The organism is Oceanobacillus chungangensis, from assembly GCF_003369565.1.
Taxonomy (GTDB): domain Bacteria; phylum Bacillota; class Bacilli; order Bacillales; family Amphibacillaceae; genus Oceanobacillus; species Oceanobacillus chungangensis.
This window is the reverse complement of sequence record NZ_PIOD01000030.1, coordinates 1-24,342: the sequence shown is the minus strand read 5'-3', so window position 1 is coordinate 24,342 and position 24,342 is coordinate 1. Positions and strand designations below refer to the sequence as shown.

Below are 24,342 nucleotides of genomic sequence, written 5' to 3'. Positions count from 1 at the left end.
ACATTTAGTGTCGTGATGGGGAATCCCACTAAATACTAATTGAACTTTATGTATGGGAATAATCATGTTTATTCGTTGCAATTACTATAGTCTAACACCAAAAAGCAGCACTAATTCAGAAAACCTCTGTAAAATAACCTGGATAACCAACTGCTTATCCAGGTTTGATTTTTTGATAAATTTCTTACTACTTAAGTGCAACTAAGGCTGTCACCAAAAAACTTGGCTAACCATCATTTGTTAATCAATCAGTCGAAAACACGCCAGAGAAAAAGCTTTTAATCTGGTACCATAACCAGTCAAACATGCGATTAACAGTCTGTAGCTCGCCGTTAATTTCACCGACAGAGGCCATGAGCCCCTCACCATCCAGAGAAGTACTTTCAATCAATTCGCCATTCACTATCGTTACATCGCCATCGATTACACCCTCGATAATTAAATTTCCATTCTTAACGAGTAAATCCCCTTCAACAACAACACCCTCAGGAACGATGACAGTATCACCTTGGATGATTAGGTTTTCCTGTTTCGAGACAACGAGCTGGCTATCTTGATTCCAATCAGTAAACATACCACCTAGCATAAAGATAAAGAATACTGCGGCAGCAACAATAAATGGGTGAGACTTGACCCAGCGCTTGTATATCATACGTTTCTTCTCTTTCGGTAAATTATTCATTACTTTATCCGTGAAGTTAGCTGGTGCCTTTATATGTTCTGCGCTTTGGAGCAATGTAATTGTTCGTTTCAGTTCGCGAAGATGTGCTTGGCAGTCTTCACAGTCCTCCAAATGTCCTTGTAGCTTTTGTTCTTCTGTTTTATTTAAATCACCATCTAAATATTTATGCATTAATGCAATTGATTCACTATGAGCATTCAAGTGGATCACACTCTCCTTTACACATGACGAAGCCTCTTCCTTAAAGCTTCCCTTCCTCGGTGGATACGGGTTTTTACCGTTCCTAATGGGATGTCTAGAATTTCACTAATTTCTTGAAGGGAGAACTCCTCGATATAACGTAAAATAATAATACTCCGATACTTCGGAGGAAGTTCAGAAATTTCGTGATGGATATAACGTTGTAATTCAATGCCCTCCACTTTATCGCTAGGGGAAATATACGTACTAGCGAGCTGGGAATACATATCTAACCCCTCTGTCCCTTTTATCTCAGCATCAAGAAAAAAGTCCGGCTTTCGCTTGCGAATTCGATCAATCGTTAAATTGGTCGCAATCCGATATAACCACGTTGAGAACTTTCTCCCATCATCAAAGGAATCGATGTTTACATAAGCACGAATAAATGCCTCCTGCGCCATATCCTCGGCTTCGTGTGCATTTCCAAGCATTCGATAACAATGTTGGTAAATTTTATGTTGATAATATTCAACAACATCACTAAAGGCTGCTTGATCTCCCTTTTTCACCTGTTTTATTTTATCTCTAATTATTTGATCCATTCAGCTACCTCCGCTTGCTTGCGGTATTTATAATACGAATTGGTTTTAAAAAGGTTTCAGATAATCCTAAGAAAAATCACTTTGTTTTTCCTTTGTCACAAAAATGTAATAAGTTTATAATTGCATTTATTTGGGTAATTTCTTAGTATAGTATACTAGATAGGAGGACAATTTTGTGAGTAAATCTATATTATTAGAAAAAATTGAAGTATGCCGTCAAGAAATGATTCAATTAAGTGATAAATACGAATTAACCTCAGAAGCTGTCATTTCGTCTAGCATGAAATTGGACAGACTAATCAATGAATACTTAAACTACTAGATGAACCAAGGATGAATGACTCCTTTGATAATAGACAGAAGAAAAAAGACATGAAGGCTCGAAAGTAATATTGAGCATTTATGTCTTTTAATCATGATGTTATATTTCTTTACCCAATTTCAATTGCACCTTGCGAATTTGGCCGGATTGCTAATGGTTTAATCCCAGCTTCTTCCCAGGCATGCATTAATTTCTTTGCTTGCTCATGAGAAGGCATAAAAGCAATCCCACAATCGCCGCCCCCTGCACCAGAAGGCTTCCCTGCACCACCGAACTGTTCTGCTAAATCGCATAATGTCGTAAGTAATGGTGTCTCAATTGAGGCATTCGCATGCTTCCCAACAGTAGCAAGTGCTTGTCGATTTGCCTTAACCCCTTCTAGTAAATCGGCAATTGATTCCTCTTCCATTCCCTTAAAGAAAGTCCGAACCGCCGCTTCACTATCTTGCAGGAATTTCTCATACTGCTCGAGATTATCCGACTTTAATTGTCCTATCACATCGACAAGTTTCGCAGTCGACGCCGGTTTTCCTGTCCAACCGACACAAAAATGGATATTTTGTGGTAGCCTCATTGGCTTCACCGAAAAATAACGCCATTCTTTTGCTACAAGTTCAGAAATTGAATTACTTGCTATGTATTCACTATGCAGCCACTCTGCTTGGAACGATGCATATTTTAGTAATCCTCCGTAAGAGGATGCTGCAACATCTGCACCTGACCCATTCCCCTGTGTTTCCACATGAGAGATAGCAGCAAGTTTAAAAATTAATTCCTTCTCCGGCTTTGAAGGAAGGAGTTTTGTTAGTATCGCAGTGATGACAGAGGTTACAACCGCAGCACTCGAGCCTAATCCATACTTCACACCAGATGCATCATCGAGCTCACTTTTAATCGAAAGGTGGAACGGATCTGGAGTAATCCCTTTCTCTTTTAAGTATGTCAATACTATTGTCATTGCATCACCAACAAAACGGGTTCGACGATCATTACTAGCGATTTCCACCTTACTATTAGTAAAGTGGAAATTTAAATTTTCAAGCCCGAAATCCTGTAATGTTAAGCGATTTTCATGATGCCCCTCTATTTTTGCATAAACAAATCGGTCCACAGCCAGCACCGCTAAATTATGGTATGGCTCGAGAACCGCGAATTCTCCTGCTATCATTAATTTCCCAGGTACTTTTATCGTAATTGCCAACACGTTCAACCCCTATAGATAGGTTATTCCTGATCCTGCCTTACTTAAGCGTACATCGGTCACACCAGCAATGTTACGAAGCGTTTCCTCAACTCTTGCTTCATCCTCTGGTAAATAGAGAACCTTCACATTTGGTCCCGCATCAATTGTGAAATATGCAGGAATTCCGTTCGCCCGCATTTCCTGTACGGTATGCATCACACGTAATGTCGTATCATGCCAGTAAGTAAATGGAGGGTTAGCACCAAGCGTCGTTGCATGCATCTTCAAGCAATTAGCTTCTGCAATCGCTCCTACCTTTTCAAAATCCTTCTCTTGGATGCCTGCTTTTATCCCGTTTAGGTCATTCGGAATACTTTCAATCCAGCCAGGATAAAATGGCGAAGTTTCCACTGTTCGTTTCATTCCAGCACGACTCGACACCTTCTTCATCGTAGAAGAAAGCACAACGGCAGCAACTCGAATATCCCAATGCTCTTTGGAAGCAATCGGCACTGCATAGGAATCAGAACCGTCCTGTCGGGTACCCATTTCCCATTCTGCAAACCCACCATAGATTGATCGACAAGCAGAACCAGAGCCTTGACGTGTTAAACGCGAAAGCTCTTGGTCGCTTAAGTTAAGTCCAATCGCCTTCGCACCAGCAGCAGCAAGTGCTGCAAACCCAGATGCAGAAGAAGCAAAGCCAGCTGCTGTTGGTACTTCATTGATCGAATGGACATTTGCGTACAAGTCCGTTTTCCCCGAAAGTCCGCGAATTAAATCGAGAAATTTCGTTACACGTTGATACGCTTCGCCAGTAACCGCCTCGTCATTCAGCATAAAAACGTCCTGTGATAACGCCTCACGAAAGTCCACCGTTGTTGTCGTATAAAAACCATCTAACGTTAGAGAAAGACTATTGTTCGTTGGCAAAATTAATGCTTCCTCACGCTTTCCCCAATATTTGATTAGCGCTATATTTGTATGAGCTCTCGCTGTAGCTTTCATCATAATTCCCCTTTAATACTTCTATGACTGCACATACCTAGCCTTGTTTCTTTAAAACAAGCGGCCAAACTGCGTGTGCACCATAGTTTTTTAATTTCTCTGCAAGCTGTCTAGAATGTACTTCGTCCTTCGCAAGGGCAATAATACAACCACCATTTCCGCCACCGGTTAATTTTGCACCAAGTGCACCCTCTTTACGGGCAAAATGAATGAGACGATTTAAACCTGCGTCACTTACACCTAGTGTTTCCAATTCCTTTTGTGCTTCATTTAATAGTTGACCTAAAAATTGCTTACTTGCTCTTTCCAAAGCATGCTTCGCTTGAAACGTTAATTCACCAATTCGATCTAACTTCTGCTGAATTCGTTTCGGAGCAGTCTTCAATAAACGCGCTACTGTTTCAACCGATGACCGAGTGTCACCATATCTCCCGGAATCAGCAACGATAAAATAGAAGTCATCGCTTGGCTTAATATAGTCAACAGGTTGCTCCCTTTCAAACCAAACTGGTAAATCGGAAGTAATGGTAAGGGTATCTAAACCGCTCGGCGAACCATGTGCGACAGTCTCCGCAATATTCGCTAAATCCAATAGTTCCTGATCTGAATAGCTCATTTCGGCATAAGCAAACAATGACCTGATTACTGAAATCGCCACAGAAGCACTCGAACCAAGTCCTTTACCAGGAGGAATGGAAGAGTTGATCCGAATTAATAAATCCTGACAAGGTAATTCAAGGTACTCTAATGTACCCTTAATACATTTAACAATTCCTTGTAATGATTCAGGAGCTAAATCAAGGGGTCCATGATAAAATGTGCTGTCCAGCTTAATGGAACCTGGTACATATTCGATCGCCGTTTCAACACCAATTAATGGGAAGGGAATAGCAATGGCCGGTTGCCCGTGTACAACCGCATGCTCTCCAATCAAAATTAATTTACTATGAGCTACACCAATAGCTGTTTTCTCTGTAGTTGTTACTTTCTCTGCACTCATTTTGTATATTTTTCCACCAATTCTATAGCTTTTCCAACACGGATTTGTTTCGTTTCTATTAGTTCTTTTGCAACGATGTCAACCATCTCCCCTGTAGCTCCTGCGGCAATTGCAACAGAACGAGAATGCAAGGCCATATGCCCCTTCTGAATACCATCTGTTACTAATGCTTTTAATGCTCCAAGGTTTTGTGCTAGACCTACCGCAACAATTACTTGGGCCAATTCTCGAGCCGATTTTATATCAAGTAAATCCAACGCCATCTTCGCAAGTGGATGCACCTTGGTCGCACCACCAACCGTTCCAACGGACATTGGTAATTCAAGTTCACCAACTAGATTGCCTGCTTTATCCTTTGACCAAGTTGTCATTGAACGATATGCACCACTTCTAGCTGCATACGCATGAGCCCCAGCCTCAACTGCTCTCCAGTCATTACCAGTCGCAATTACTACCGGGTCAATCCCATTCATTATTCCTTTATTATGCGTTACCGCACGATATGGATCTGAATCTGCAAATTCAAATGCATAGATCACACCATCCCGCACTTCTTCACCGGAAAACTCTCCAGTTTCAAGCAATGCTGGGGGAATGACACAACGTGCACGTGCCAAGTTTCTATCAGCATAATTTGATAAAATTCGCAAGTACACTTTGCCATTTGTAATTTCTTCGACTATAGGTGCAACAGATTCGACCATCGTATTAATAATATTCGCACCCATTGCGTCAACTGTATTGATGTAGAGGTGTACGACTATCATTCGGCCATACTCGGAATCCGATTCTTCATTCAAGATTCGTACTTCCAAATCCTTTGCACCGCCACCTCTAGCAACAATGCTAGGATAGGCCGCGTTCGCAGCCATGATGATATTTTCCTTATCTGTTATTATTGCCTCTTTTGCAGCATAAAAATCAGAGCAGCCGATGACCTGGATCTGTCCAATCATCACTCTTTCCGTTGCTTCCGTCGTAAAACCGCCAGCCTGTCTGACAATTTTCGCAATATGACTTGCTGAGGCAACAACAGATGCTTCCTCAATTGCCATTGGTACAACATAGTCTTTCCCGTTTATTAGGAAATTCAATCCTAATCCTAACGGTAATTGAAAGGTGCCAATGACATTTTCAATCATATTATCAGCAGTATCAATCGCTAATGGAACACTAGAAAAAAATTCATCTTCTTCCTGCTTAGAAAAAGGATGCAATTCTTTAATCAAATCCTGCCGCTCGTTAACAGTCATTTTATAGAAACCAGGAATTCTGGAGGTTTTCATACGGTATCATCCTTCTATATCGAAAATCTTCTCTAATGTACATTATAGTTTGAATTCAGTTTATAAAGCCGAGTGAATTTACCCGGTAGGCTAGGGTTTATGGTCATTTATCTGTTCACTCCTAGTAGATTTCCTACTAAAGTAATGAACAAATTCGCAGCTTCATATTGACCAACCTAATGGAGCATCCTTTATTGGGATTTGCTATTTTTATCTATAATATAAATTATACCACGTTCTGGCGATTTTTCTTTATTTGAATTACTTTACCTGAGGATTTTCTATGAATTCCAACGTATCTTTAACAAAAGCGCAAACGCCCGTTAAGCTACGTACGAACCGCGCCCATAGGATAAGAAAAGCTTCCTTGAAAAACATTACGCGTAGAAACAGTGCTTTTCTTTTCAAGGACGGGGTGATTCGACGTAGAAGAAAAGGGAACTTTAGGAGCGCAAGCGAATCGGCGTTTATTTATCGTCGGAGATGAAGGAGTCTCGCTCATGTCTAGCGCTGGACGTGCTCTCTTCATTTACGTGAATTGGAATAGGAGTTTTTTACTTTCCCTATTCAATTATTAAAAAACTCCGCATAATGCAAATAAACAAGGTTGTTTACAATCATAACGACCTTGTTTACGCATTTATACTATCTATGATGTATAACCTTTTATTTAAGTTAAGATGAGCCATGAAGGATTCGAACCTTCGACCCATTGATTAAAAGTCAATTGCTCTACCGACTGAGCTAATGGCTCGTGCTGAGAATACTATACTTTTTGAGCGGACCTTTATAGAATGTCCTTAAAAATGGCTGGGCTACTAGGATTCGAACCTAGGATACACGGGATCAAAACCCGATGCCTTACCGCTTGGCTATAGCCCAACAACAATGGTGGAGGGGGGCAGATTCGAACTGCCGAACCCTGAGGGAGCGGATTTACAGTCCGCCGCGTTTAGCCACTTCGCTACCCCTCCGTATTGTTCACTATAAACGGATGTTTATACATAGATGAAACATGGTGCCGGCCAGAGGACTTGAACCCCCAACCTACTGATTACAAGTCAGTTGCTCTACCAATTGAGCTAGGCCGGCAAATGGTGGAGGATGCAGGGCTCGAACCTGCGACCCCCTGCTTGTAAGGCAGGTGCTCTCCCAGCTGAGCTAATCCTCCGACGCACAGGATGTGCTAGTGCATGTGTTGCGACAGGACGTCGCGTACTTAACATGCCATCCTTTAAAATGGTGACCCGTACGGGATTCGAACCCGTGATACCGCCGTGAAAGGGCGGTGTCTTAACCGCTTGACCAACGGGCCATTTGAATTGTACATGTCTTACTCACTTGTAAGTTGTTTGCTTGTTTTGTTGGCTTTTCGGACCAACGAATTTTATTATACCCAGTTCCCTATACTTTGTAAAGGGGAAATTTACATTTTTTTAAAATAAATGTAGAAACAAGATGAAACCTGTATGTTTCCCTTGTGGTGACGCCTTTTTTGCATGTAAATTAATTTTCCACCAAACGACTTTTTTCGGGTTAATTCATTAATTTTTACAATCCCCCAATTGATTATTCTCATTCCTCTTTATTAGATTTTCCTTTACTAAGCAACTCACTTCTCATGTAAAAGTTTCTTTCATTGTATTAATTAGGTTATAATGTACGAAAGTAAAAAAGAAAAGATATTTTTTGGAGGTACACATATGTCAGGTCTATTAGAAGGAAAAAACATTGTAATCATGGGTGTTGCTAATGAGCGCAGTATTGCATGGGGAATTACCAGGTCATTACATAATGCAGGCGCAAACCTTATTTTCACTAATCGCCAAGAACGCTCCCATCAAAAATTAGTGAAACTATTAGAAAGTAATAATATGGAAGCAACCTTATTAGTGAACTGTGATGTTGCTAGTGACGAAAGCATTCAAGCAGCATTTGCAGAAATCAAAGAAAAAGTTGGCGTCATCCACGGTGTCATCCACTCTGTTGCATTTGCTAAGCGCGAAGAATTAAAAGGCGAATATGCAGACACATCACGCGATGGCTTCCTATTAGCACAAGAAATAAGTGCTTATTCTTTAGTTGCCGTTACCAATGCAGCGAAGGAATTGATGACAGAGGGCGGAAGCATCGTAACACAAACATACATCGGTTCTGAACGTGTTATCCCGAACTATAATGTCATGGGTGTTGCGAAAGCTTCCCTAGAAGCAAGTGTTCGTTATTTAGCAGAGGATATGGGTAAATACAATATCCGTGTAAATGCGATTTCAGCAGGTCCAATTCGCACCCTTTCCGCTAAAGGTGTATCTGGATTCAACGACAAAGCAAATGTCATTGTTGAAAAAGCTCCACTTCGTCGCAATGTCGACCAAGATCAAGTCGGTGATGCAACCTTATTCTTCGTCAGTGACCTTTCACGTGGGGTAACTGGAGAAGTGCTCCACGTTGACTCTGGTTTCCATATTATTGGTGGATAAAGTGAAACTTCATTCAGTGGGGTACTCTTCCACCCCACTGAATGTTAGTTAAACAGAATCAGGAATTTACGGGCTGTAACCAGCCTACAAAGGTGGGTATTACAGTCCGTTAATGCGTGGAAAACAGAAATGAAGAAGCCCTATGCTGCATATAATGTAGTATAGGGCATTTTTTATGGAGGGATAATATGATTCTTCAGGAATGGTTTATGAATATTGATGGAAATCCCTTTGTTTCGTTCGGTACTAGTCATCTTATTATGATTTTGATTTACGTTATTGGAATTATTTTCTTCTTCTTTACTCGAAAACATATTGTCGCAAACCAGTTTATCTACAATCTTATTCGGTGGAGTTTATTTAGTATCCTCGTTTTATCTGAAATCTCTTATCAAATATGGACTGCGACAAATGGCATCTGGAGTCTAAGTGAGTATATTCCATTGCATCTTTGTGGGATTGCCAGCATCATTGGCGCGATTGCACTTGCGAGTTTGAACAGGAAGTTAATAATAATTTCCTTTTTCATTGGCTTTATTCCAGCTTTTTTAGCTATCATCACTCCTGAATTACTTTATGAGTTTCCGCATTTTCGCTTCTTGCAATTTTTTGTATCTCATTTAGCGATATCTTGGACGGGAATATTTTTGCTAACAACGAGATCTATTAAGGTCACCTTTAAATCAATGTTGGAAACATATGCTTACGTGCTGATTTATTCGGGGATTATTGGATTTGTTGTCAATCCATTGCTGGGATCCAATTATTTATATTTGGCGAGTCCCCCTGCAGCGTCTACACCTTTGGATTTGCTTGGGAGTGGTGTTTGGTATTATGTGAATTTGTGTTTATTGGCGTATGTAGTTTTTTTCGGACTTTGGTTGGTGGTAAAGTTGATTGACATAAGAAATGGTGAGGTTTCCTAAGAGTAAATTAGGGCTTGAAGTAAATTCTAGGGTATTCCATAGAAAAAACTATTCATTTAATCTCGATATGTACTCGCTGATTAAATGAATAGCTTATGGATTTGAACCTATTTTTTCATGGATTAACATTGTGATGTAATGCCTCCAAACAATCACTCACTACTCTTTTCCAACGTATTCTTCGTTCCACTGTATAAACCACTTGCCGATAAACCTAGCATTAGACCGACAATAATGCCCCCTTTAAGATCTTCAGGATACATATAAAATATCCCTCCAGCTAAACCGAAAATCAACGACGCTAGTGGTAGGTACTTCTTATTCAAGCCCACTGTTCTCAGCAACTGTACCAACCCTATTATTAGCGGAATCAATACGACATCATAAATTTCAAACATCTTCATCACCACCTTTTAATAGATTATGCATGTACTACATAGAAAAGAACGGCTTAATTATTAGGATAAAACGATATTAGATGAAGTCGAAACCTTTTCCATTGATATTCGTACGTATATAAACAAATCAATTTACAGGAGGAATTCTAGTGAAATCAATTACAAAAAAACGTACAAAAGCATATTTTATTGACCTTGCCATTTCAACTGCAGTAACTGCTGGTATTGAGTATTTCATGCGGAAGAAGGTAAAAAACGAAGCCGTTCATGCACTAGTGACACCGACCCTCGTCACGTGGTCACTGGAATATGCACAACAGCGGAAGTCTAGCCAAACAATCGGTTATAAAACAATGGGACTAGCCCTAAAAAATGAGGATGACTCAGTACTAACACCGAACCAAATCATTAAACGGATGACCTATCGAGATACATTTAGTACATTTGATTACTTTAAAAAGCAGAAAGCATTTGAAGTAGAAGATGGAGCAATACTGCCTCATGATCAAGTTGCAGGTACGGTTGTTAGGGAGGTATGAGGCACGAGATAGTATAGGTTCCTTCCCTCCTGGACATAAAGTACATAAATATAAAGGGCAGACAGAATGTAGTTATTCTGTCTGCCCTTTATATACTTATTGCTATTATCATTAACTACAATAGTTCCTAGTTGCAAAAGAGACTGTAGCCCCGCTCCTGCGTTCTAATCACTTAATAATTTTGTTATCGAAGTCGATATAGTAAATACTCTATCTTTTTTGTGATGGAAATAGATAATAAGGTGGATAGTCTATATCAACAAGAACTACAAAATTACAAGGGGACTCATATGAAAAAGATATTTACATTTAATAGTTTAAATAAAAAATTACTAACAGTAATACTCACATTGGCCGTAATTCCTTTATTAATTACATTAGGTATTATTTATTTCACTACCGAGCAAGGGTTTGATGAACTTTTCACAAAACAGCAAGCAGAAATGGAGCATACGATTCAAACACAGTTCCAAAAGGAAACAGAGGATTTACTCAAAATAACTAAACTGTATGCAAGCAATGATGCAATTATTGATGCTTATCAATCTGAGAACCGTGATGAACTGATGCAAAAGATCATCCCGGTTTTTACTCGCCTTGAAGCCGAACACGGTCTTAACGTTTTTGAATTAGGAGATACCTCTGGAAATGTAATTTTACGTGGACATAATCCAGAAAAATATGGAGATGACAAAAGCTCTCTTCCGGCAATTCAAACAGCATTAAACGGAGAGTTCACTTCAGGATTTGAATTTGGAAGCAGTGGCCTTTCTGTTCGCGCCTTTGCGCCAATTATCCATAATCATGAGGTCATCGGAACACTGCAGACAGGTGTTGATGATACTTTTTTGGATGAATTAAAGAATATACTGCCAGGTGTGACCATCGACATATATAATGAAAAAGGAATTATCGCCTTATCTTCAATTGATTCCCATATTGGTGGAGAAATTAAGGATAGTTCATTGTTATCAACTGTTCAAAATGGAGAAAGCATAAATTACCAAGATGGTAATATGCTGGAATCTTACATACCGATGTATGACCCTACGCTAACGGAAACAATTGGTACTATTGGTATTACTCAAGACATATCTGTTATTTATGATACAAAAGAAAGTTCCGTGTATATCGGCCTATTGATAATGGCTATAACCATCATTGTCGTAATCATAGTATCGATGAAGTTTAGTAAATCGATTTCCAATCCTATTAAACAAATAGCAGAGTTTATGCTGGAACTTTCAAAAGGTAACTTAAAAACAAAGATTAACGTAAACAAACGCAATGATGAGATTGGTAAGCTGCTAGCAGATATGAAATTAATGCAGGATAACCTTCATAATACTATTTCAAACGTGGCAGCAGCTTCAAGTGATGTTGCATCACAGAGTGAGGAATTAACTCAATCAGCTAATGAAGTAACAACTGGTTCCCAACAGATCTCTTTAACCATGGAGGAAATTGCTGCTGGAACAGAAAAGCAAGCTGATGCTACAAGTGAAATATCTTCTGCTATGGAAAGTTTTTCTATAAAAATTCAGGATACAAATGAAGAAGGAGCAAAAGTTCAGAAATCCTCCATCGAGGTTTTAGAACTGACAAACCATGGTAAGCAACTAATGGAATCTTCAAATCAGCAAATGATAGAGATTGATAAAATTGTACAAGAATCAGTGGTAAAGATGGATGCCCTGAATGCCGAGTCTCAAAAAATATCCCAGCTTGTTTCCATTATCGAGGAAGTTGCGAATCAAACAAATTTGCTAGCGCTCAATGCAGCAATCGAGGCAGCAAGAGCAGGTGAACATGGGAAAGGATTTGCTGTTGTAGCTGATGAAGTTAGAAAACTTGCTGAACAAGTATCTGTATCGATATCAGACATTACACAAATAGTATGTAGTATCCAATCCGAATCCCAAGCTGTAGCAGAATCACTAAAAGCTGGATATGCTGAGGTTAAACTTGGAACCACAAAAATCAAAACAACTGCAGAAACGCTTAATAAGATAAATTATTCCACAACAGAAATGGTAGATTACATCACGATAATAACTGGAAACTTATCTGAAATTGCAACTGGAAGCCAAGAAATGAATGTCGCAATCCAAGAAATTGCAGCAATAACGGAAGAATCAGGTGCAGGGATAGAGGAAACATCTGCAACAGCCCAGCAGTCAAGCAGCTCTATGGAGGAAGTAGCAGGAAACTCTGTTGAACTTGCTAATCTTGCTGAAAAATTAAATGAATTAGTACGTCGATTTAAGATATAAATTTACTGAAGTTATGGGAAAGCTAACATAAAATGAGGCTGGACATTACTAGCCAGAAATAACATAAAAATGGTTCCAATCATCGTTTTTTGGATAATTGGAACCATTTTTCGTTTTATTATTATCTATTAAAAATTGCATCTATGGCGGTGTACTTCCTAAAGTTTATCTCCATGAATGCAATTTTTTCTACTTAATGGCTGAAATATCAGTCCCCTTGTACTTCGCAGCGTTAAAATAGCGGGACTCGTCCCTAACCATCACAACTACCTCAATTTGAGAAGTAAGTTATTTACATGATTTATAAAGATTCATCTTTTCCTGCATCTGCAGCTAACTCTTCAAAAGATTTGACTTTTCCATGTGGGTTTTGCGATTGCTTCTTTCCTTGCCTTTCCCTTTCTTGGCGCCGTTTTGATTTGGACATAGCATGTATACTCCCTTTCCAGCATTTTCAAAACATCCCTATTTTTTAGTCTTAAGTTTAGAAGCTCTTTCTTTTTTTGCTCTATTTTTGTGCTCCAGGTTTGCCTTTGCACTACCACTTCCTATTTCCTTAGAGAACTCTGAATCCCTCTTACTTGAATCAAACCCTTGTTTATTCTTTTGATCTGCATCGTTTTTCTTCGTTCGTTTTGCCATGAATATCCCTCCTTTATTGCTTTAGTATGGGATAGGCAGATTGAAATATTCGTGTAAAAATGGAAGACCGCCACTTGAGTTTCTATCAAAAACAATTATTTCCACCAGTCAAGACTCCTACAAAATCCCTAAAATATGCTATGATAGAGTTTATGGTCTTATTTTCCTCTCAGAAAACTTGGGTGTTACTAAGCCTTTCGTTGACAGCATTAGCTGCACTTATGTAGTCTTAACTACCTTTAGCAGAGAAATACACCATGTTATTTTACAGTAATGGAGGATTATAATATGAAACGTCATCATGCTATCATCACTTTTCTTATAGGTGCTGTTTTTTTTGGGTTGAACCCTTTATTTATTAACTTAGGCTATGCTGCAGGATGGACCCTTAGTGAAATTATTGTGGTACAGGCTATTATTGCATTAATCGTGCTTTGGACTATCGGCATTTTCTCTCTTAAACGCTATCCAAAAGCAGCCAAAAAACTTACCATCAAAACAGTGCTTTCCCTCATGGTTGCGGGAAGCTTTACAGGTCTGACAAGTATCCTTTATTACGCCTCAATGCAATACCTTCCTGCTTCTCTAGCTGTTGTATTACTATTCCAATTTATATGGATTGGCGTATTATTTGATTGGGTTTTCAGCAGGAAAAAGCCAAGCAAACAAACGATGGTTACTGTCATCCTAACCATGGTAGGTGTTTTATTTGCAGCAGATGTATTTAATGGAGGTCTATCTGATATCACTCTTATCGGCTTTGTTTTAGGAATTGGATCGGCATTTTCCTATACAGCATTTATCTTTGTCAGTGGACGTGTAGCGGTCGATGTCCCTGCAACAATTCGGACACCTGTTATGGTTACAGGAGCAGCACTATTAATGTTTATAATATTCCCACCGCACCTGTCACTAAACACTGATGTCCTAAGCAGTGGCAGCATATGGCTCTATGCAGGCGGACTTGCACTATGTGGTCTTATCTTAACACCGCTTATGTTTGCCATGTCTACCCCTCATATATCCGCAGGTCTGGCGACAATCCTCGGGGCCGTGGAGCTTCCAGTATCGGTTATCGTTGCATATATTGGACTTTCAGAATATATCGCACCTTCCAGATGGTTAGGTGTTGTGCTTATCTTAGTTGCAATTGCGATTGGGGAAATACAGGGTATATGGCAAAGGTTTATAAAACGGAGAAGATATTTGGATTGGACAGACAACAGGGAGCATGCGGCAGGAAATGAGTATAAATAAGTAATTAATCATTGTTTTTAACAATAAGATTCAAAGTAACCCTCGGAATATAAGCAATCCGAGGGTTTTTACTAATACTACTCTTAAATCTGCATATATTATAAGTAAATCGAGCGGAACATACCTTTTTTCGAGCGATTCAATCACTAAATCGAGCGGAACGGGCTTAATTCGAGCTACCGCATCGGGGAATCGAGCAGAGCGCTCACCAAATCAGCTGCCGAACATACCTTATTCTAGTAGTAAGATTATATGTCTGGGTGTTTTACAAGATTATATAGTTTTTCACTATTTCGGTTAAGCGAGAGTAATGAAAAATATACTTCGTACAAGTATGGGAGCGTTTATCCTTCCTTTTCTATTTTCAGTATTTGGTTAAAAGTACACATAATCAATTACAGGTTGGTAGAGACGGCTAAGTCTGATGCTATTCCTCATTCCAGATAGAAACATGTATCTATTATAAGAAAAACCAATACCAATCAAAGACAAATATAAAAACCTAAGGAAATATTACATTCCTTAGGTTTTTCCATCTATATTCGTTTGTTTTTAGAGATTTACTTACGCTACGCTATAAAGATAAAGTACAAAATAAACAACACACAAAGCACGTACATAATTGGATGGATTTCTTTAAATCGCTTTTGAGCCAGTAGTACTAATGGATAGAGAATAAATCCAAAAGCGAGACCCATCGCCACACTGGAAGTTAGTGGCATCATAATGATTGTCAAAAATGCTGGTATAACAATTTCTATTCTGCTCCAGTCAATATTGCGAATATCCATCGCCATTAATGCCCCAACAATAATTAATGCAGGTGCAGTAACTTCTGTCGTGATTACCGCAAGAATAGGCGAGAAGAATAATGCAATCAAAAAGCAAAGTGCAATGATGACCGATGTAAATCCAGTCCTTCCACCAACTGCAATACCTGATGAGGACTCTACACTTGTTGCAGGTGTGGAAGTACCCAGTATTGCACCGATTGCTCCTGCTGAAGAATCTGCAAGCAACGCCCTTCCTATTTTCGGAATCTCATTGTTTTTCATGATTCCCGCTTGGCTGGTAAGTGCAATCAAAGAACCAGCTGTATCGAAAAAGGCAACGAATAAGAATGTAAAAATAACAGCTAATACATCCGGAGTAAAAATCGCACCCCAATTCATAAACACAGCACCGAATGTTGGTTCAAGACTCGGGATTGTACCAATGATAGAAGTTGGAATTTTTATTAATCCAGCAATCATTCCAATAATTGTTGTAATCGCCATTCCGTAAAAAATTGCCCCATTCATTCCTCGAACAAGCATAATGATTGTAATGATGAGCCCAATGACAGCGAGCGCTGTTCCAGGTGATGTTAAGTCACCGATCGAAACAAATGTATCTGGACTGGCAACGATAATCCCTGAATTTTTAAAACCGATGAATGCAATGAAAAATCCAATTCCAGCAGCAATCGCATGTTTTAAATCCTTAGGAATCGCATTAATAATCTTTTCCCTAATTTTCATTAAGCTTAAAATCATAAAAATGATGCCCGCAATAAAAACGCCAGTCAATGCTACTTGCCAATCAATCCCCATTCCGATAACAACGGAAAAAGTAAAGAATGAATTTAGCCCCATACTAGGCGCAATAGCAATCGGATAGTTCGCAAGCAACCCAATAAGCAATGAGCCAATGATCGCAGTAAGAGCAGTCGCTGTAAATACGGCCCCTCGATCCATGCCCGCCTGACTAAGAATTAGCGGGTTTACGACCAAAATATATGAAATGGAAAGAAAAGTTGTCAGCCCTGCAAGAATTTCCTTTTTATATGTGGTATTTCTTTCTGTAAATCTAAAAAAGTTCTTCATGATGTGAATTATCTCCTATTTGTTTCTTTTTATGTACAAAAAAACCTTGGCTTCGTACCAACGCGCCAAAGTAACAGTAGAAGGTTATAGAAAAATATTAATACATTTCCATCCCTTGTAGACAAGCTATTTATGGTAGCTGGTAGAAACGTCTAGGCCATATCCCTAGACTTATACAATGGTGTAGCTATTTATTTTTTTGGACAATAGGAAAATGATAGCAGGTTGAGTGGGTGGGCGTCAAGGGAAGAGTAATAATAAGGTATAATTCCTTTTCCTAGAAGTTAAAATCGGGGCAGAATCTGTCCTATCTTCCTAAGATAGAGAAGAATCCAATCAAGTTTATCATAATGATAAAAGTGTTACTAGTGTAACTAGGATCCCCCTCTATGTAAGTGTATTTTTTTGCGGTTCACATCTTTCTGTCTCACATATATATCAACTCTGATTTATAATTAATAACAAAACAGATACTCAGCTTTACTAATAGCTGAACTGACCATCACCTTGATGATCTATTGCTTATATCACGCACATTTCGCTAATGTTTAACATTATTTTTAAAAAAATTTATAACATTTCCCCCACCTGACAAGCATACTAATTACTCTACCGCCAGAACCAACAAACTAAAGGAGGGAAAATCAAATGAAAGCAATCACTTCATTCTTTGATCGGCTTGTTCAACGTTACTTACCGGATGCGTTTTTATTTGCCATTATTTTATCTTTCCTTGTGTATATACTTGGATTATTATTCACGGACAGTGGGCCAATTGAAATGATTGAGCATTGGGGAACTGGATTTTGGGATTTGTTAGCTTTTGGAATGCAGATGGCGCTTGTAGTTGTTACGGGCTATATTTTAGCGAATACTCCTGTTATTAAGAAGCTGTTAATGAAATTAAGTACACTTGCCAACACACCTGCACAAGCTGTTGTGCTAGTTACATTTGTTGCTTTGATTGCAAATTTGATTAACTATGGATTTAGACTTGTTGTTGGGGCTTTATTTGCAATACATGTTGCAAGGCGAGTGCCTACTGTAGACTACCGGATTTTAATCGCCAGTGCTTATAGTGGATTTGTTGTCTGGCATGGTGGTTTTTCTGGATCGATTCCTTTACTAATCGCTACACCGGGTCACTTCTTGGAAGATACGATGGGACTTATCCCTGTTGTCGAAACATTATTCAGTCCCGCTAATATCTTTATCGTTGTTACGCTAGTGATTACATTGCCATTTTTCAATCGAAATTTATTAAAAAATGCCGCTCCACTGAAGTCTATCGATGCTACTAATTGGAAATCATCTGACGAAGATGAAAAGCAAACGGAGTCACTCAAAGCAACTACCCCAGCAGAGAGACTGGAGAACAGCCAAATTGTATCACTAGTTATTGGAATCATGGGTTTAACATACATTGTCTACCATTTCGCAACTAACGGATTTGACCTGAATATTAATATTGTAAACTTCACATTCCTTTTCTTAGGAATCCTCCTGCATAAAACACCGAGACGCTTTTTAGATACGGTTACAAATGGTGTGGAAAATGCTGGTGGCATCATCATTCAGTTTCCATTTTACGCTGGAATTATGGGGATGATGGTTGCATCTGGTTTGTCAGAGCAGATTTCATTATGGTTCGTTAACTTTTCAACAGAATATACACTGCCAGTGTTAACCTTCATCAGTGCAGGGCTTGTTAATGTATTCGTACCATCTGGCGGTGGACAATGGGCAGTCCAAGGGCCAATAATGATTCAAGCGGCATTGGAATTAGGGGCAGATACAGCAAAAACGGCGATGGCAGTCGCTTGGGGTGATGCGTGGACAAACATGATACAGCCATTTTGGGCCCTGCCAGTTTTAGCGATTGCTGGATTGAAGATTCGCGATATTATGGGGTTCTGTGTGATGATTTTGTTATTTAGTTTTATTCCGATTGCAATTGGGTTCTTGTTGTTTTAAAATATAAAATTTGTCTGATTTCGTTATAAAAATAGGGGCAGCTTAACTACCAGCTGCCCCCACACCAATCTAATTATTAATATATTTCTCAAAAACCGCCCCAAAATCCTTCTGATGGTAATCCTTTCGAGCTGATTCCATCCAAGAAAATCCAAACTCCGTCAGTTGTTTATTTTGTGATGCCAGGTCTGATTCAGATGTTCTTAAATTTTGCAGAACGGATACTGCTTTATCAAGGCTTTCTCCTAGATTTAAAATTGGAAGTCTACTTAGATCTTACGCTATCACTACAAATAAATCCCTTTGGCTGAAAGATTACGAATACATTCTTCCATATAAGTCGCATCATGCTCCGGATAAATTAGCTTACTCTCATTCTCCTTCTTAATCACATCTTCTTTATAAGGTGGACATGCTTTACCACGATATGCTGGATTCTCCCATAATGGATCATTGTTATAACCTCGCCTTTTCATTTCATCCATCACCTTCATATGGTATTGGAATAATTTATAAGGAGAATACTGAAATACATAGTCTACTGTTGCATGCTTTTTATTCCACCCTAAGCCACGTAATGCACAACATTCCCGGTGCTGTCCCAATAATTGCTGACGGGGTAGTTTGGGAATAAGTGCTTCATGCCATAAGCGCATTTTTTTCACCTAGTTTCTTTAATAACGTCCATCATGTATTAAGCTTACACAATACCAGAGTAAAAACAAAGGCTACTGGCAAACTTTCACCCGCCAGCAGCCTAAACTATATTGTATTATTCCTTAGAATCGGACTTCGTTTTGTAACTCTCATCATCACTCAGCTTCCAAAGCTTACCGGGCCAGAATGCATAGCGTCCGAGCACAGCCGTAATTGCAGGAACAAGCAATGGTCTGACGATAAATGTGTCAATCATAATTCCGATTGCCATGATTGTACCGAAATGGACAAGTACTTGCAAAGGAAGTACAGCAAGGACGGAAAACGTACCAGCTAAAATAAGTCCTGCTGAACTAATGACGCTTCCAGTCTCTCCTACACTTTCTGCAATTGCTTGCTTAAGCGGCATATCCTTGCGTTTACTCCACAAACTAGAAACAAGGAAAATATTATAATCAATTCCTAAAGCGACTAAAAAGACGAACGAATAGAGCGGAATTAACCCTTGTATTTCTGCTACACCAAAGACATGATGCAACACAATCCAGCCTAGACCAAGGGCGGATGCATACGAGATTATCACCGTTGCGAGTAAATAAACCATCGCAACAATCGATCTTAGGAAAATCACGAGTAATGTAGCAATAATTAATAATAGAACAGGTATAATCAATGCTTGATCTCGGCTTGTAACCTTGTCTGTATCATATAATGTAGCTGTTTCACCGCCAATCCATACAAAATCCTCAGCATTAGAGATACCCGCATCGCTCAATACTTTCGTTGCGATCTCTTTTAGTTCTGGGATACTTTCCACCGATTCTGTAGAATACGGATCAACGGAAAGTGTGACTTGCCATTGCTGGATTTCATTATTTTCCGCACCTTCAACTGGATCAGAAACAATCTCTACATAGGGATGCTCCTCCAACTCCTCCTTCAGTGAGAGTTCCTCACCATTTGTATCTACAATTACATTGACAGGAGCAATTTCCCCTGGTGGATAATGATCCTCGATTATTGTAAAACCTTCGCGTGATGGCATATCTTCCGGGAATGAATCTAATAATGCATACGTAAATTGCATTTTCGGAACAAAAGCCGCTAAACCACCAAGGATAATCATACTAACAATGATAATTGCCCATGGTTTCTCTGTGACAAACGCTCCTACCTTTTTGCCAAAACGGTGACTCGGTTTCGGACGGCGGATTTTCTTCCCTTTTTTCTTCTCGATTTCCTGAATCATTTCTTCAGGACGAGGAATAAACGGGATAAACGCAAATCGTCCGAGTATAGCTAAAATCGCAGGCAGTAATGTTAAGGCAGCGATTCCCATAATGAAAATGGATAAACTAAATGGTATGGCAAAACGATCATAGGATGCATAGTAAGCCAGGCCAAGTGACAGCAGTCCAAAAACAGTTGTCACCGAGCTCATCATGATGGCGCCACCTGTACCACTAGTTGCATGTTTTAATGCTACATATTTATTCTCCTCATGTCGCAGCTCATCTCGGTATCGTGAGATTAAAAATAAACAATAATCTGTTCCCGCACCAAATAATAGAACGGTCATAATTGAGATAGCTTGCCCATCAACGACAATCCATCCCTTATCTGCGAGAAAACCAAGTAATGGACTGATTAAACCATAGGCGATTCCAACAGCAATAAGCGGAACAATCGCTAAAATCGGCGAACGATACAATAAAATAAGTAAGATAAAAACGATCAATACAGTCGCAATTAACAATGTAACATCAGCATTACTAAATAGTGCTACTGCGTCTGTTTGAATTCCAACCGGTCCAGAAAAGCGCACATGCAGATTTGACTCACCTAATTCATTTTCCAGTACTTCATTTCCAAATTGCTCTTTTACTTTCGTTTCGAGTTCATCTAATGCAGCTTGTAATTCATTTGTTGATGCTTCCTCATTAAAGAATACTGGTGTTATTAGGGCAGCTCCGTCCTCAGATGAACTTTCCGCCATAGCAGCTACAGGAAGATCCTGAAAAGGCGGAATAAACGTCTGTTTGTCGACTGGTGCATCATTTAATTCTTTATAAAGGGATTGAATCATTTCATAATCCGAGTCTCTTAGCCCCTCGCTACGTTGCCATACTAACAATAGTGGTGTACCAGCATCATTTGAGAATTCTTTATTAGAAATTTTATTTGCTTCCACAGACATCACATCATCAGGCAATAATTGTGTATCCGATGTTTCACGGTCATTTACCTGAGGCCATATAAATGAAAAAACTCCAATCAATAAAATCCAAATAAATATCGTTACCCAGCGAGTTTTACCGCTTGCAACAATATCGCCCCACTTTTTCAATATTTCTTTCAAAACCCTCATCCTCTCTAGCATGAACTTTTATTTGTAATACTAATAATCATGCACGTTTTAATTATATATACTAGAAGGTTAATTAATCAAGATATATTCAAAATATGATATAATATGTCTAGTATATAAAATTTGGAGTGAGCATTATGGAACGTTCCCCTCGACCTTTAGGAAGACCTCGAAAAGAACAGGATGGAAAATCAACTAAGGATATAATATTAAAAATAGCGACTGGCATGTTCTTAGAAAAAGGATATCCATTAGTGTCTATGGACGATGTTGCCCAAAAATGTGATGTAACAAAAGCTACGGTGTATTATTATTATAAAACAAAAGCAGACCTGTTTACGGATGCGATGGTTCAGTTAATGATTCGAATCAGGCAAAGAATTGTAGATAATCTCTCAACAAATGCATCACTAGAAACACAGTTATTTCAGATTGCTAAAGCACATTTACAAGCAACAGTAGATATCGATATTAATTCATTTATGAAGGAAGCGAAAACGTCTCTCACTGAGGATCAATTGCAATTGATGAAGGAAGCAGAGGATAATATGTATGGGGCATTAGAACAAGCAATAAAAAAAGCGATGGATAAGGGAGAAATTCCTCAGAGTAATCCTCGCCTAGGTGCTTTTATGTTTGTATCCATTCTTACGGCTGGAAATAAAATCGATATTACTTATAAAGATACATTCTCATCGTTGGATGATCTAGTGACTCAAATAATGAACTTATTTTGGAACGGATTGGCCAATGACAGCTAGTTACCGCGGTAGGTCCTAAGTTCTGTAATTAACATTCATTACTATTCTACTGGCAACATCGCTAGTTATACCAAAATGATATTGGTAGAGGACTATATGGAAGGAAATTAAAAAGTAAAGCTGGTTTATGGCTCTACTTTTCTTTAATATACAGTAATTTCCCAAGTGGCATATTAGCTTAGCAAGAGAAATCTAAGGAAGGTCGCACCAAGGCTATTTCAATCTAGAGTATTATCTAAAAAAGCTGTTCAAAATGGTCATGTAATTTCACCTTTTTAAACAGCTTTTAAATCCCGCCTTTTTAGGTATATTTTTGTTTACCTCATCTCAATATTTCTTAGCTATCGGTTGACGAAGTCGGTAAAATCGATAAAGGTTTTTTATGGTCACCTTTAATACAGCATAAAGCGGAACTGCAATGAGTATACCAATAAAACCATATATTGATCCGGCTACAACTAAAAGGAGAATGATTGTCAATGGGTGTATATCTAACTTGTTTCCTAAAACTAATGGAGAAACGAGATTCCCCTCCAATTGTTGGACTATGACTAAAACAATTAATATATAAAGGACCATCTCAGGGCTTTGAATCGCCCCAAATACAATGGCTGGTAAAATGCCAAGTAGCGGCCCTAAAAAAGGTACGACTGCTGTTATGACAACAAATATTGCAAGAAAAGCAGCATAGTCAAGACCGATTATAAGGTAACCCAAATACATTAATACACCATCAACCAAAGCAACAGTCAGTTGGCCAATAATATAAGCAGCAATTGTGCCATCAATGTCTTTCAATATTTTCTTACCTTCAGCATTATGGTTTTCGGGTATAAACTTCAATAGAAAAGGAATTAGTTGGTCGCCTTCCTTTAATAAGTAGAACAAAATAAAAGGAACAATAATTAGAACGGTCGCTACACTAGTAATCGCCATTACAATATCTGTTATATTTTGACCGATAGATTGTGTAAGATTACCTAAGTAAGTCATCCCTTTTTGTTTGAGCTGGTCGACAGAGAACATATTTATATTTTTCTCATCCATAAACTGCTCTGCTTCCCCTGTCATTTCTTCCATATTTTCCGGAATAACTTTTACCATATGATTAACTTGTTCGCTAATAGACTCTCCACCAAAATGAAAGATTAAGAAAACGATACCCGTTATTAAGGAATAGACCACTAATATCGCTATTGAACGAGGGATGTATTTTGATTTGGAGAAAAGGAAAACAACGGGTCTCAAAATATAATAGAGCAAACCAGCTATTACAATCGGAAAAAATAATGTCCCAATCAGTTTTTGAAAAGGATATAAAAAATAGTCGATTTTTCCTAGAAAATAAATAAAGATTACAATTAACAATGCGCCTGTAATGTATTTAAAAAACGAATGCCTAATCCACATGCTCTGATTTCCCTCTTCCTTTGTCATTAACTGTTGAATTTATTATTGTAACTATTCCACTATCTTGCCATTATTAAACTGAATTAATTGTTTGCTGTGTTATTTACTCTCTGATTATAAGAACAAATACTCTATTTTCAAAATCTGTCATTAATATATTCCACTGTATAATTTTTATAAACAAAAAAACGCTTAATCCATTACAGGATAAGCGTTTCACTAAGAGCTTCCAAGCAGATTCGAACTGCTGACCCCCACCTTACCATGGTGGTGCTCTACCTACTGAGCTATGGAAGCATAAAAATGGCTCCACAGGTAGGATTCGAACCTACGACCGATCGGTTAACAGCCGATTGCTCTACCACTGAGCTACTGTGGAATAATGTGATTAACTATAAGTTAAGTTTATTGAAGCATTCTTCAGTTAATTTAATATAGAAAAAAAGCAGCCTGGCGGCGTCCTACTCTTGCAGGGACAAAGTCCCAACTACCATCGGCGCTGAAGAGCTTAACTACTGTGTTCGGGATG

22 protein-coding genes, 8 tRNA genes, 1 rRNA gene and 1 riboswitch are annotated in these 24,342 nt (G+C 38.7%); of the genes, 8 read left to right on the top strand and 23 right to left on the bottom strand.

Annotated elements, in window-relative coordinates:
* Window positions 1-244: 244 nt before the first annotated feature.
* Window positions 245-883, bottom strand: coding sequence for an anti-sigma factor family protein (locus CWR45_RS19230; protein WP_115751445.1), 639 nt, complete (start codon window positions 881-883; stop codon window positions 245-247).
* Window positions 884-900: 17 nt separating this feature from the next.
* Complete coding sequence (gene sigW, locus CWR45_RS19225; RefSeq protein WP_115751444.1) at window positions 901-1,464, bottom strand: RNA polymerase sigma factor SigW; 564 nt, start codon at window positions 1,462-1,464, stop codon at window positions 901-903.
* Between the two features lie 175 nt (window positions 1,465-1,639).
* On the opposite strand from sigW, the gene CWR45_RS19220 reads away from it, so the two are divergent.
* Entirely contained in the window at window positions 1,640-1,786 is a 147-nt protein-coding gene (locus tag CWR45_RS19220) for an aspartyl-phosphate phosphatase Spo0E family protein (protein WP_115751443.1), read from the top strand.
* A gap of 109 nt (window positions 1,787-1,895) precedes the next feature.
* On the opposite strand, the gene CWR45_RS19215 is transcribed toward CWR45_RS19220, so the two are convergent.
* The 10 genes from CWR45_RS19215 to CWR45_RS19170 all read right to left on the bottom strand — a co-directional run bounded on the left by CWR45_RS19215 (window position 1,896) and on the right by CWR45_RS19170 (window position 7,578).
* Window positions 1,896-2,990: a phosphomevalonate kinase gene (locus CWR45_RS19215; protein WP_245975480.1), complete on the bottom strand. Its 1,095-nt coding sequence runs from the start codon at window positions 2,988-2,990 to the stop codon at window positions 1,896-1,898.
* A gap of 9 nt (window positions 2,991-2,999) precedes the next feature.
* Window positions 3,000-3,977, bottom strand: coding sequence for a diphosphomevalonate decarboxylase (mvaD, locus tag CWR45_RS19210; protein WP_115751441.1), 978 nt, complete (start codon window positions 3,975-3,977; stop codon window positions 3,000-3,002).
* Window positions 3,978-4,014: 37 nt separating this feature from the next.
* Entirely contained in the window at window positions 4,015-4,977 is a 963-nt protein-coding gene (mvk, locus tag CWR45_RS19205) for a mevalonate kinase (RefSeq protein WP_115751440.1), read from the bottom strand.
* Window positions 4,974-6,263: a hydroxymethylglutaryl-CoA reductase, degradative gene (locus CWR45_RS19200; RefSeq protein ID WP_115751439.1), complete on the bottom strand. Its 1,290-nt coding sequence runs from the start codon at window positions 6,261-6,263 to the stop codon at window positions 4,974-4,976. Before CWR45_RS19200 ends, mvk begins: the two co-directional genes overlap by 4 nt.
* 681 nt (window positions 6,264-6,944) lie before the next feature.
* A tRNA-Lys gene (locus tag CWR45_RS19195) sits at window positions 6,945-7,017 on the bottom strand.
* A gap of 53 nt (window positions 7,018-7,070) precedes the next feature.
* A tRNA-Gln gene (locus tag CWR45_RS19190) sits at window positions 7,071-7,145 on the bottom strand.
* A gap of 7 nt (window positions 7,146-7,152) precedes the next feature.
* Window positions 7,153-7,237 (bottom strand) — tRNA-Tyr (locus CWR45_RS19185).
* A 42-nt stretch (window positions 7,238-7,279) separates the two neighbouring features.
* A tRNA-Thr gene (locus CWR45_RS19180) sits at window positions 7,280-7,355 on the bottom strand.
* Window positions 7,356-7,358: 3 nt separating this feature from the next.
* Window positions 7,359-7,434: transfer RNA gene (locus tag CWR45_RS19175), tRNA-Val, on the bottom strand.
* A 69-nt stretch (window positions 7,435-7,503) separates the two neighbouring features.
* Window positions 7,504-7,578 (bottom strand) — tRNA-Glu (locus CWR45_RS19170).
* Window positions 7,579-7,966: 388 nt separating this feature from the next.
* Between CWR45_RS19170 and fabI the strand changes: the two genes are divergently transcribed.
* Entirely contained in the window at window positions 7,967-8,743 is a 777-nt protein-coding gene (gene fabI / locus CWR45_RS19165; protein ID WP_115751438.1) for an enoyl-ACP reductase FabI, read from the top strand.
* A 188-nt stretch (window positions 8,744-8,931) separates the two neighbouring features.
* A complete protein-coding gene (locus CWR45_RS19160; RefSeq protein WP_115751437.1) occupies window positions 8,932-9,669 on the top strand; it encodes a YwaF family protein in 738 nt (245 codons plus the stop codon).
* Between the two features lie 152 nt (window positions 9,670-9,821).
* On the opposite strand, the gene CWR45_RS19155 is transcribed toward CWR45_RS19160, so the two are convergent.
* Complete coding sequence (locus CWR45_RS19155) at window positions 9,822-10,067, bottom strand: hypothetical protein (protein WP_115751436.1); 246 nt, start codon at window positions 10,065-10,067, stop codon at window positions 9,822-9,824.
* 149 nt (window positions 10,068-10,216) lie between these two features.
* Here CWR45_RS19155 and CWR45_RS19150 point away from each other — a divergent pair, with 149 nt between their 5' ends.
* Entirely contained in the window at window positions 10,217-10,606 is a 390-nt protein-coding gene (locus tag CWR45_RS19150) for an RDD family protein (protein ID WP_115751435.1), read from the top strand.
* 290 nt (window positions 10,607-10,896) lie between these two features.
* A complete protein-coding gene (locus tag CWR45_RS20240) occupies window positions 10,897-12,879 on the top strand; it encodes a methyl-accepting chemotaxis protein (protein WP_245975479.1) in 1,983 nt (660 codons plus the stop codon).
* 301 nt (window positions 12,880-13,180) lie between these two features.
* Here the strand turns inward: CWR45_RS20240 and CWR45_RS20235 are convergent, their stop codons facing one another.
* Together CWR45_RS20235 and CWR45_RS19960 are read right to left on the bottom strand one after the other, a co-directional pair.
* Window positions 13,181-13,306, bottom strand: coding sequence for a DUF6254 family protein (locus CWR45_RS20235; protein WP_245975478.1), 126 nt, complete (start codon window positions 13,304-13,306; stop codon window positions 13,181-13,183).
* Window positions 13,307-13,344: 38 nt separating this feature from the next.
* On the bottom strand, window positions 13,345-13,521 hold the full coding sequence (locus CWR45_RS19960; RefSeq protein ID WP_170138918.1) for a hypothetical protein: 177 nt from the start codon (window positions 13,519-13,521) through the stop codon (window positions 13,345-13,347).
* Window positions 13,522-13,809: 288 nt separating this feature from the next.
* On the opposite strand from CWR45_RS19960, the gene CWR45_RS19140 reads away from it, so the two are divergent.
* Window positions 13,810-14,778, top strand: coding sequence for an EamA family transporter (locus CWR45_RS19140; protein ID WP_170138917.1), 969 nt, complete (start codon window positions 13,810-13,812; stop codon window positions 14,776-14,778).
* 569 nt (window positions 14,779-15,347) lie between these two features.
* Here the strand turns inward: CWR45_RS19140 and CWR45_RS19135 are convergent.
* Complete coding sequence (locus tag CWR45_RS19135) at window positions 15,348-16,643, bottom strand: NCS2 family permease (protein WP_115751433.1); 1,296 nt, start codon at window positions 16,641-16,643, stop codon at window positions 15,348-15,350.
* A 98-nt stretch (window positions 16,644-16,741) separates the two neighbouring features.
* Window positions 16,742-16,842: riboswitch (purine riboswitch) on the bottom strand.
* Between the two features lie 449 nt (window positions 16,843-17,291).
* Here CWR45_RS19135 and CWR45_RS19130 point away from each other — a divergent pair.
* A complete protein-coding gene (locus CWR45_RS19130) occupies window positions 17,292-18,617 on the top strand; it encodes a short-chain fatty acid transporter (protein ID WP_115751432.1) in 1,326 nt (441 codons plus the stop codon).
* A gap of 69 nt (window positions 18,618-18,686) precedes the next feature.
* Here CWR45_RS19130 and CWR45_RS20365 read toward each other — a convergent pair whose 3' ends face one another.
* From CWR45_RS20365 to CWR45_RS19115, 3 genes are all read right to left on the bottom strand, one after another.
* Window positions 18,687-18,875 carry a YvbH-like oligomerization domain-containing protein gene (locus tag CWR45_RS20365; RefSeq protein WP_115751479.1) on the bottom strand — a complete coding sequence of 63 codons (189 nt, stop codon included), beginning with the start codon at window positions 18,873-18,875 and terminating at the stop codon, window positions 18,687-18,689.
* Window positions 18,876-18,904: 29 nt separating this feature from the next.
* The gene (locus CWR45_RS19120; protein WP_115751431.1) at window positions 18,905-19,273 is read right to left on the bottom strand and encodes a TIGR02328 family protein; all 369 of its coding nucleotides are present in this window, start codon (window positions 19,271-19,273) and stop codon (window positions 18,905-18,907) included.
* A 116-nt stretch (window positions 19,274-19,389) separates the two neighbouring features.
* Window positions 19,390-21,642, bottom strand: a complete 2,253-nt coding sequence (locus CWR45_RS19115) for an MMPL family transporter (RefSeq protein ID WP_115751430.1) — start codon at window positions 21,640-21,642, stop codon at window positions 19,390-19,392.
* Between the two features lie 137 nt (window positions 21,643-21,779).
* Here CWR45_RS19115 and CWR45_RS19110 point away from each other — a divergent pair, with 137 nt between their 5' ends.
* Complete coding sequence (locus CWR45_RS19110) at window positions 21,780-22,403, top strand: TetR/AcrR family transcriptional regulator (RefSeq protein WP_115751429.1); 624 nt, start codon at window positions 21,780-21,782, stop codon at window positions 22,401-22,403.
* A gap of 327 nt (window positions 22,404-22,730) precedes the next feature.
* Here CWR45_RS19110 and CWR45_RS19105 read toward each other — a convergent pair whose 3' ends face one another.
* From CWR45_RS19105 to rrf, 4 genes are all read right to left on the bottom strand, one after another.
* Entirely contained in the window at window positions 22,731-23,813 is a 1,083-nt protein-coding gene (locus CWR45_RS19105; protein ID WP_115751428.1) for an AI-2E family transporter, read from the bottom strand.
* A gap of 224 nt (window positions 23,814-24,037) precedes the next feature.
* Window positions 24,038-24,110, bottom strand: a tRNA-Thr gene (locus CWR45_RS19100).
* Between the two features lie 7 nt (window positions 24,111-24,117).
* A tRNA-Asn gene (locus CWR45_RS19095) sits at window positions 24,118-24,192 on the bottom strand.
* Window positions 24,193-24,261: 69 nt separating this feature from the next.
* Window positions 24,262-24,342, bottom strand: a 5S ribosomal RNA gene (gene rrf / locus CWR45_RS20570); the annotation flags it as partial.

Coding starts and splice junctions, on each gene's coding strand:
- CWR45_RS19155 (WP_115751436.1), bottom strand. CDS start 10,067: ATGTTTGAAATTTATGATGTCGTATTGATTCCGCTAATAATAGGGTTG.
- fabI (WP_115751438.1), top strand. CDS start 7,967: ATGTCAGGTCTATTAGAAGGAAAAAACATTGTAATCATGGGTGTTGCT.
- CWR45_RS19135 (WP_115751433.1), bottom strand. CDS start 16,643: ATGAAGAACTTTTTTAGATTTACAGAAAGAAATACCACATATAAAAAG.
- CWR45_RS19140 (WP_170138917.1), top strand. CDS start 13,810: ATGAAACGTCATCATGCTATCATCACTTTTCTTATAGGTGCTGTTTTT.
- CWR45_RS19160 (WP_115751437.1), top strand. CDS start 8,932: ATGATTCTTCAGGAATGGTTTATGAATATTGATGGAAATCCCTTTGTT.
- CWR45_RS19200 (WP_115751439.1), bottom strand. CDS start 6,263: ATGAAAACCTCCAGAATTCCTGGTTTCTATAAAATGACTGTTAACGAG.
- CWR45_RS19105 (WP_115751428.1), bottom strand. CDS start 23,813: ATGTGGATTAGGCATTCGTTTTTTAAATACATTACAGGCGCATTGTTA.
- CWR45_RS19130 (WP_115751432.1), top strand. CDS start 17,292: ATGAAAGCAATCACTTCATTCTTTGATCGGCTTGTTCAACGTTACTTA.
- CWR45_RS19110 (WP_115751429.1), top strand. CDS start 21,780: ATGGAACGTTCCCCTCGACCTTTAGGAAGACCTCGAAAAGAACAGGAT.
- sigW (WP_115751444.1), bottom strand. CDS start 1,464: ATGGATCAAATAATTAGAGATAAAATAAAACAGGTGAAAAAGGGAGAT.
- CWR45_RS20240 (WP_245975479.1), top strand. CDS start 10,897: ATGAAAAAGATATTTACATTTAATAGTTTAAATAAAAAATTACTAACA.
- CWR45_RS19120 (WP_115751431.1), bottom strand. CDS start 19,273: ATGCGCTTATGGCATGAAGCACTTATTCCCAAACTACCCCGTCAGCAA.
- CWR45_RS19960 (WP_170138918.1), bottom strand. CDS start 13,521: ATGGCAAAACGAACGAAGAAAAACGATGCAGATCAAAAGAATAAACAA.
- CWR45_RS20235 (WP_245975478.1), bottom strand. CDS start 13,306: ATGTCCAAATCAAAACGGCGCCAAGAAAGGGAAAGGCAAGGAAAGAAG.
- mvk (WP_115751440.1), bottom strand. CDS start 4,977: ATGAGTGCAGAGAAAGTAACAACTACAGAGAAAACAGCTATTGGTGTA.
- mvaD (WP_115751441.1), bottom strand. CDS start 3,977: ATGAAAGCTACAGCGAGAGCTCATACAAATATAGCGCTAATCAAATAT.
- CWR45_RS19115 (WP_115751430.1), bottom strand. CDS start 21,642: ATGAGGGTTTTGAAAGAAATATTGAAAAAGTGGGGCGATATTGTTGCA.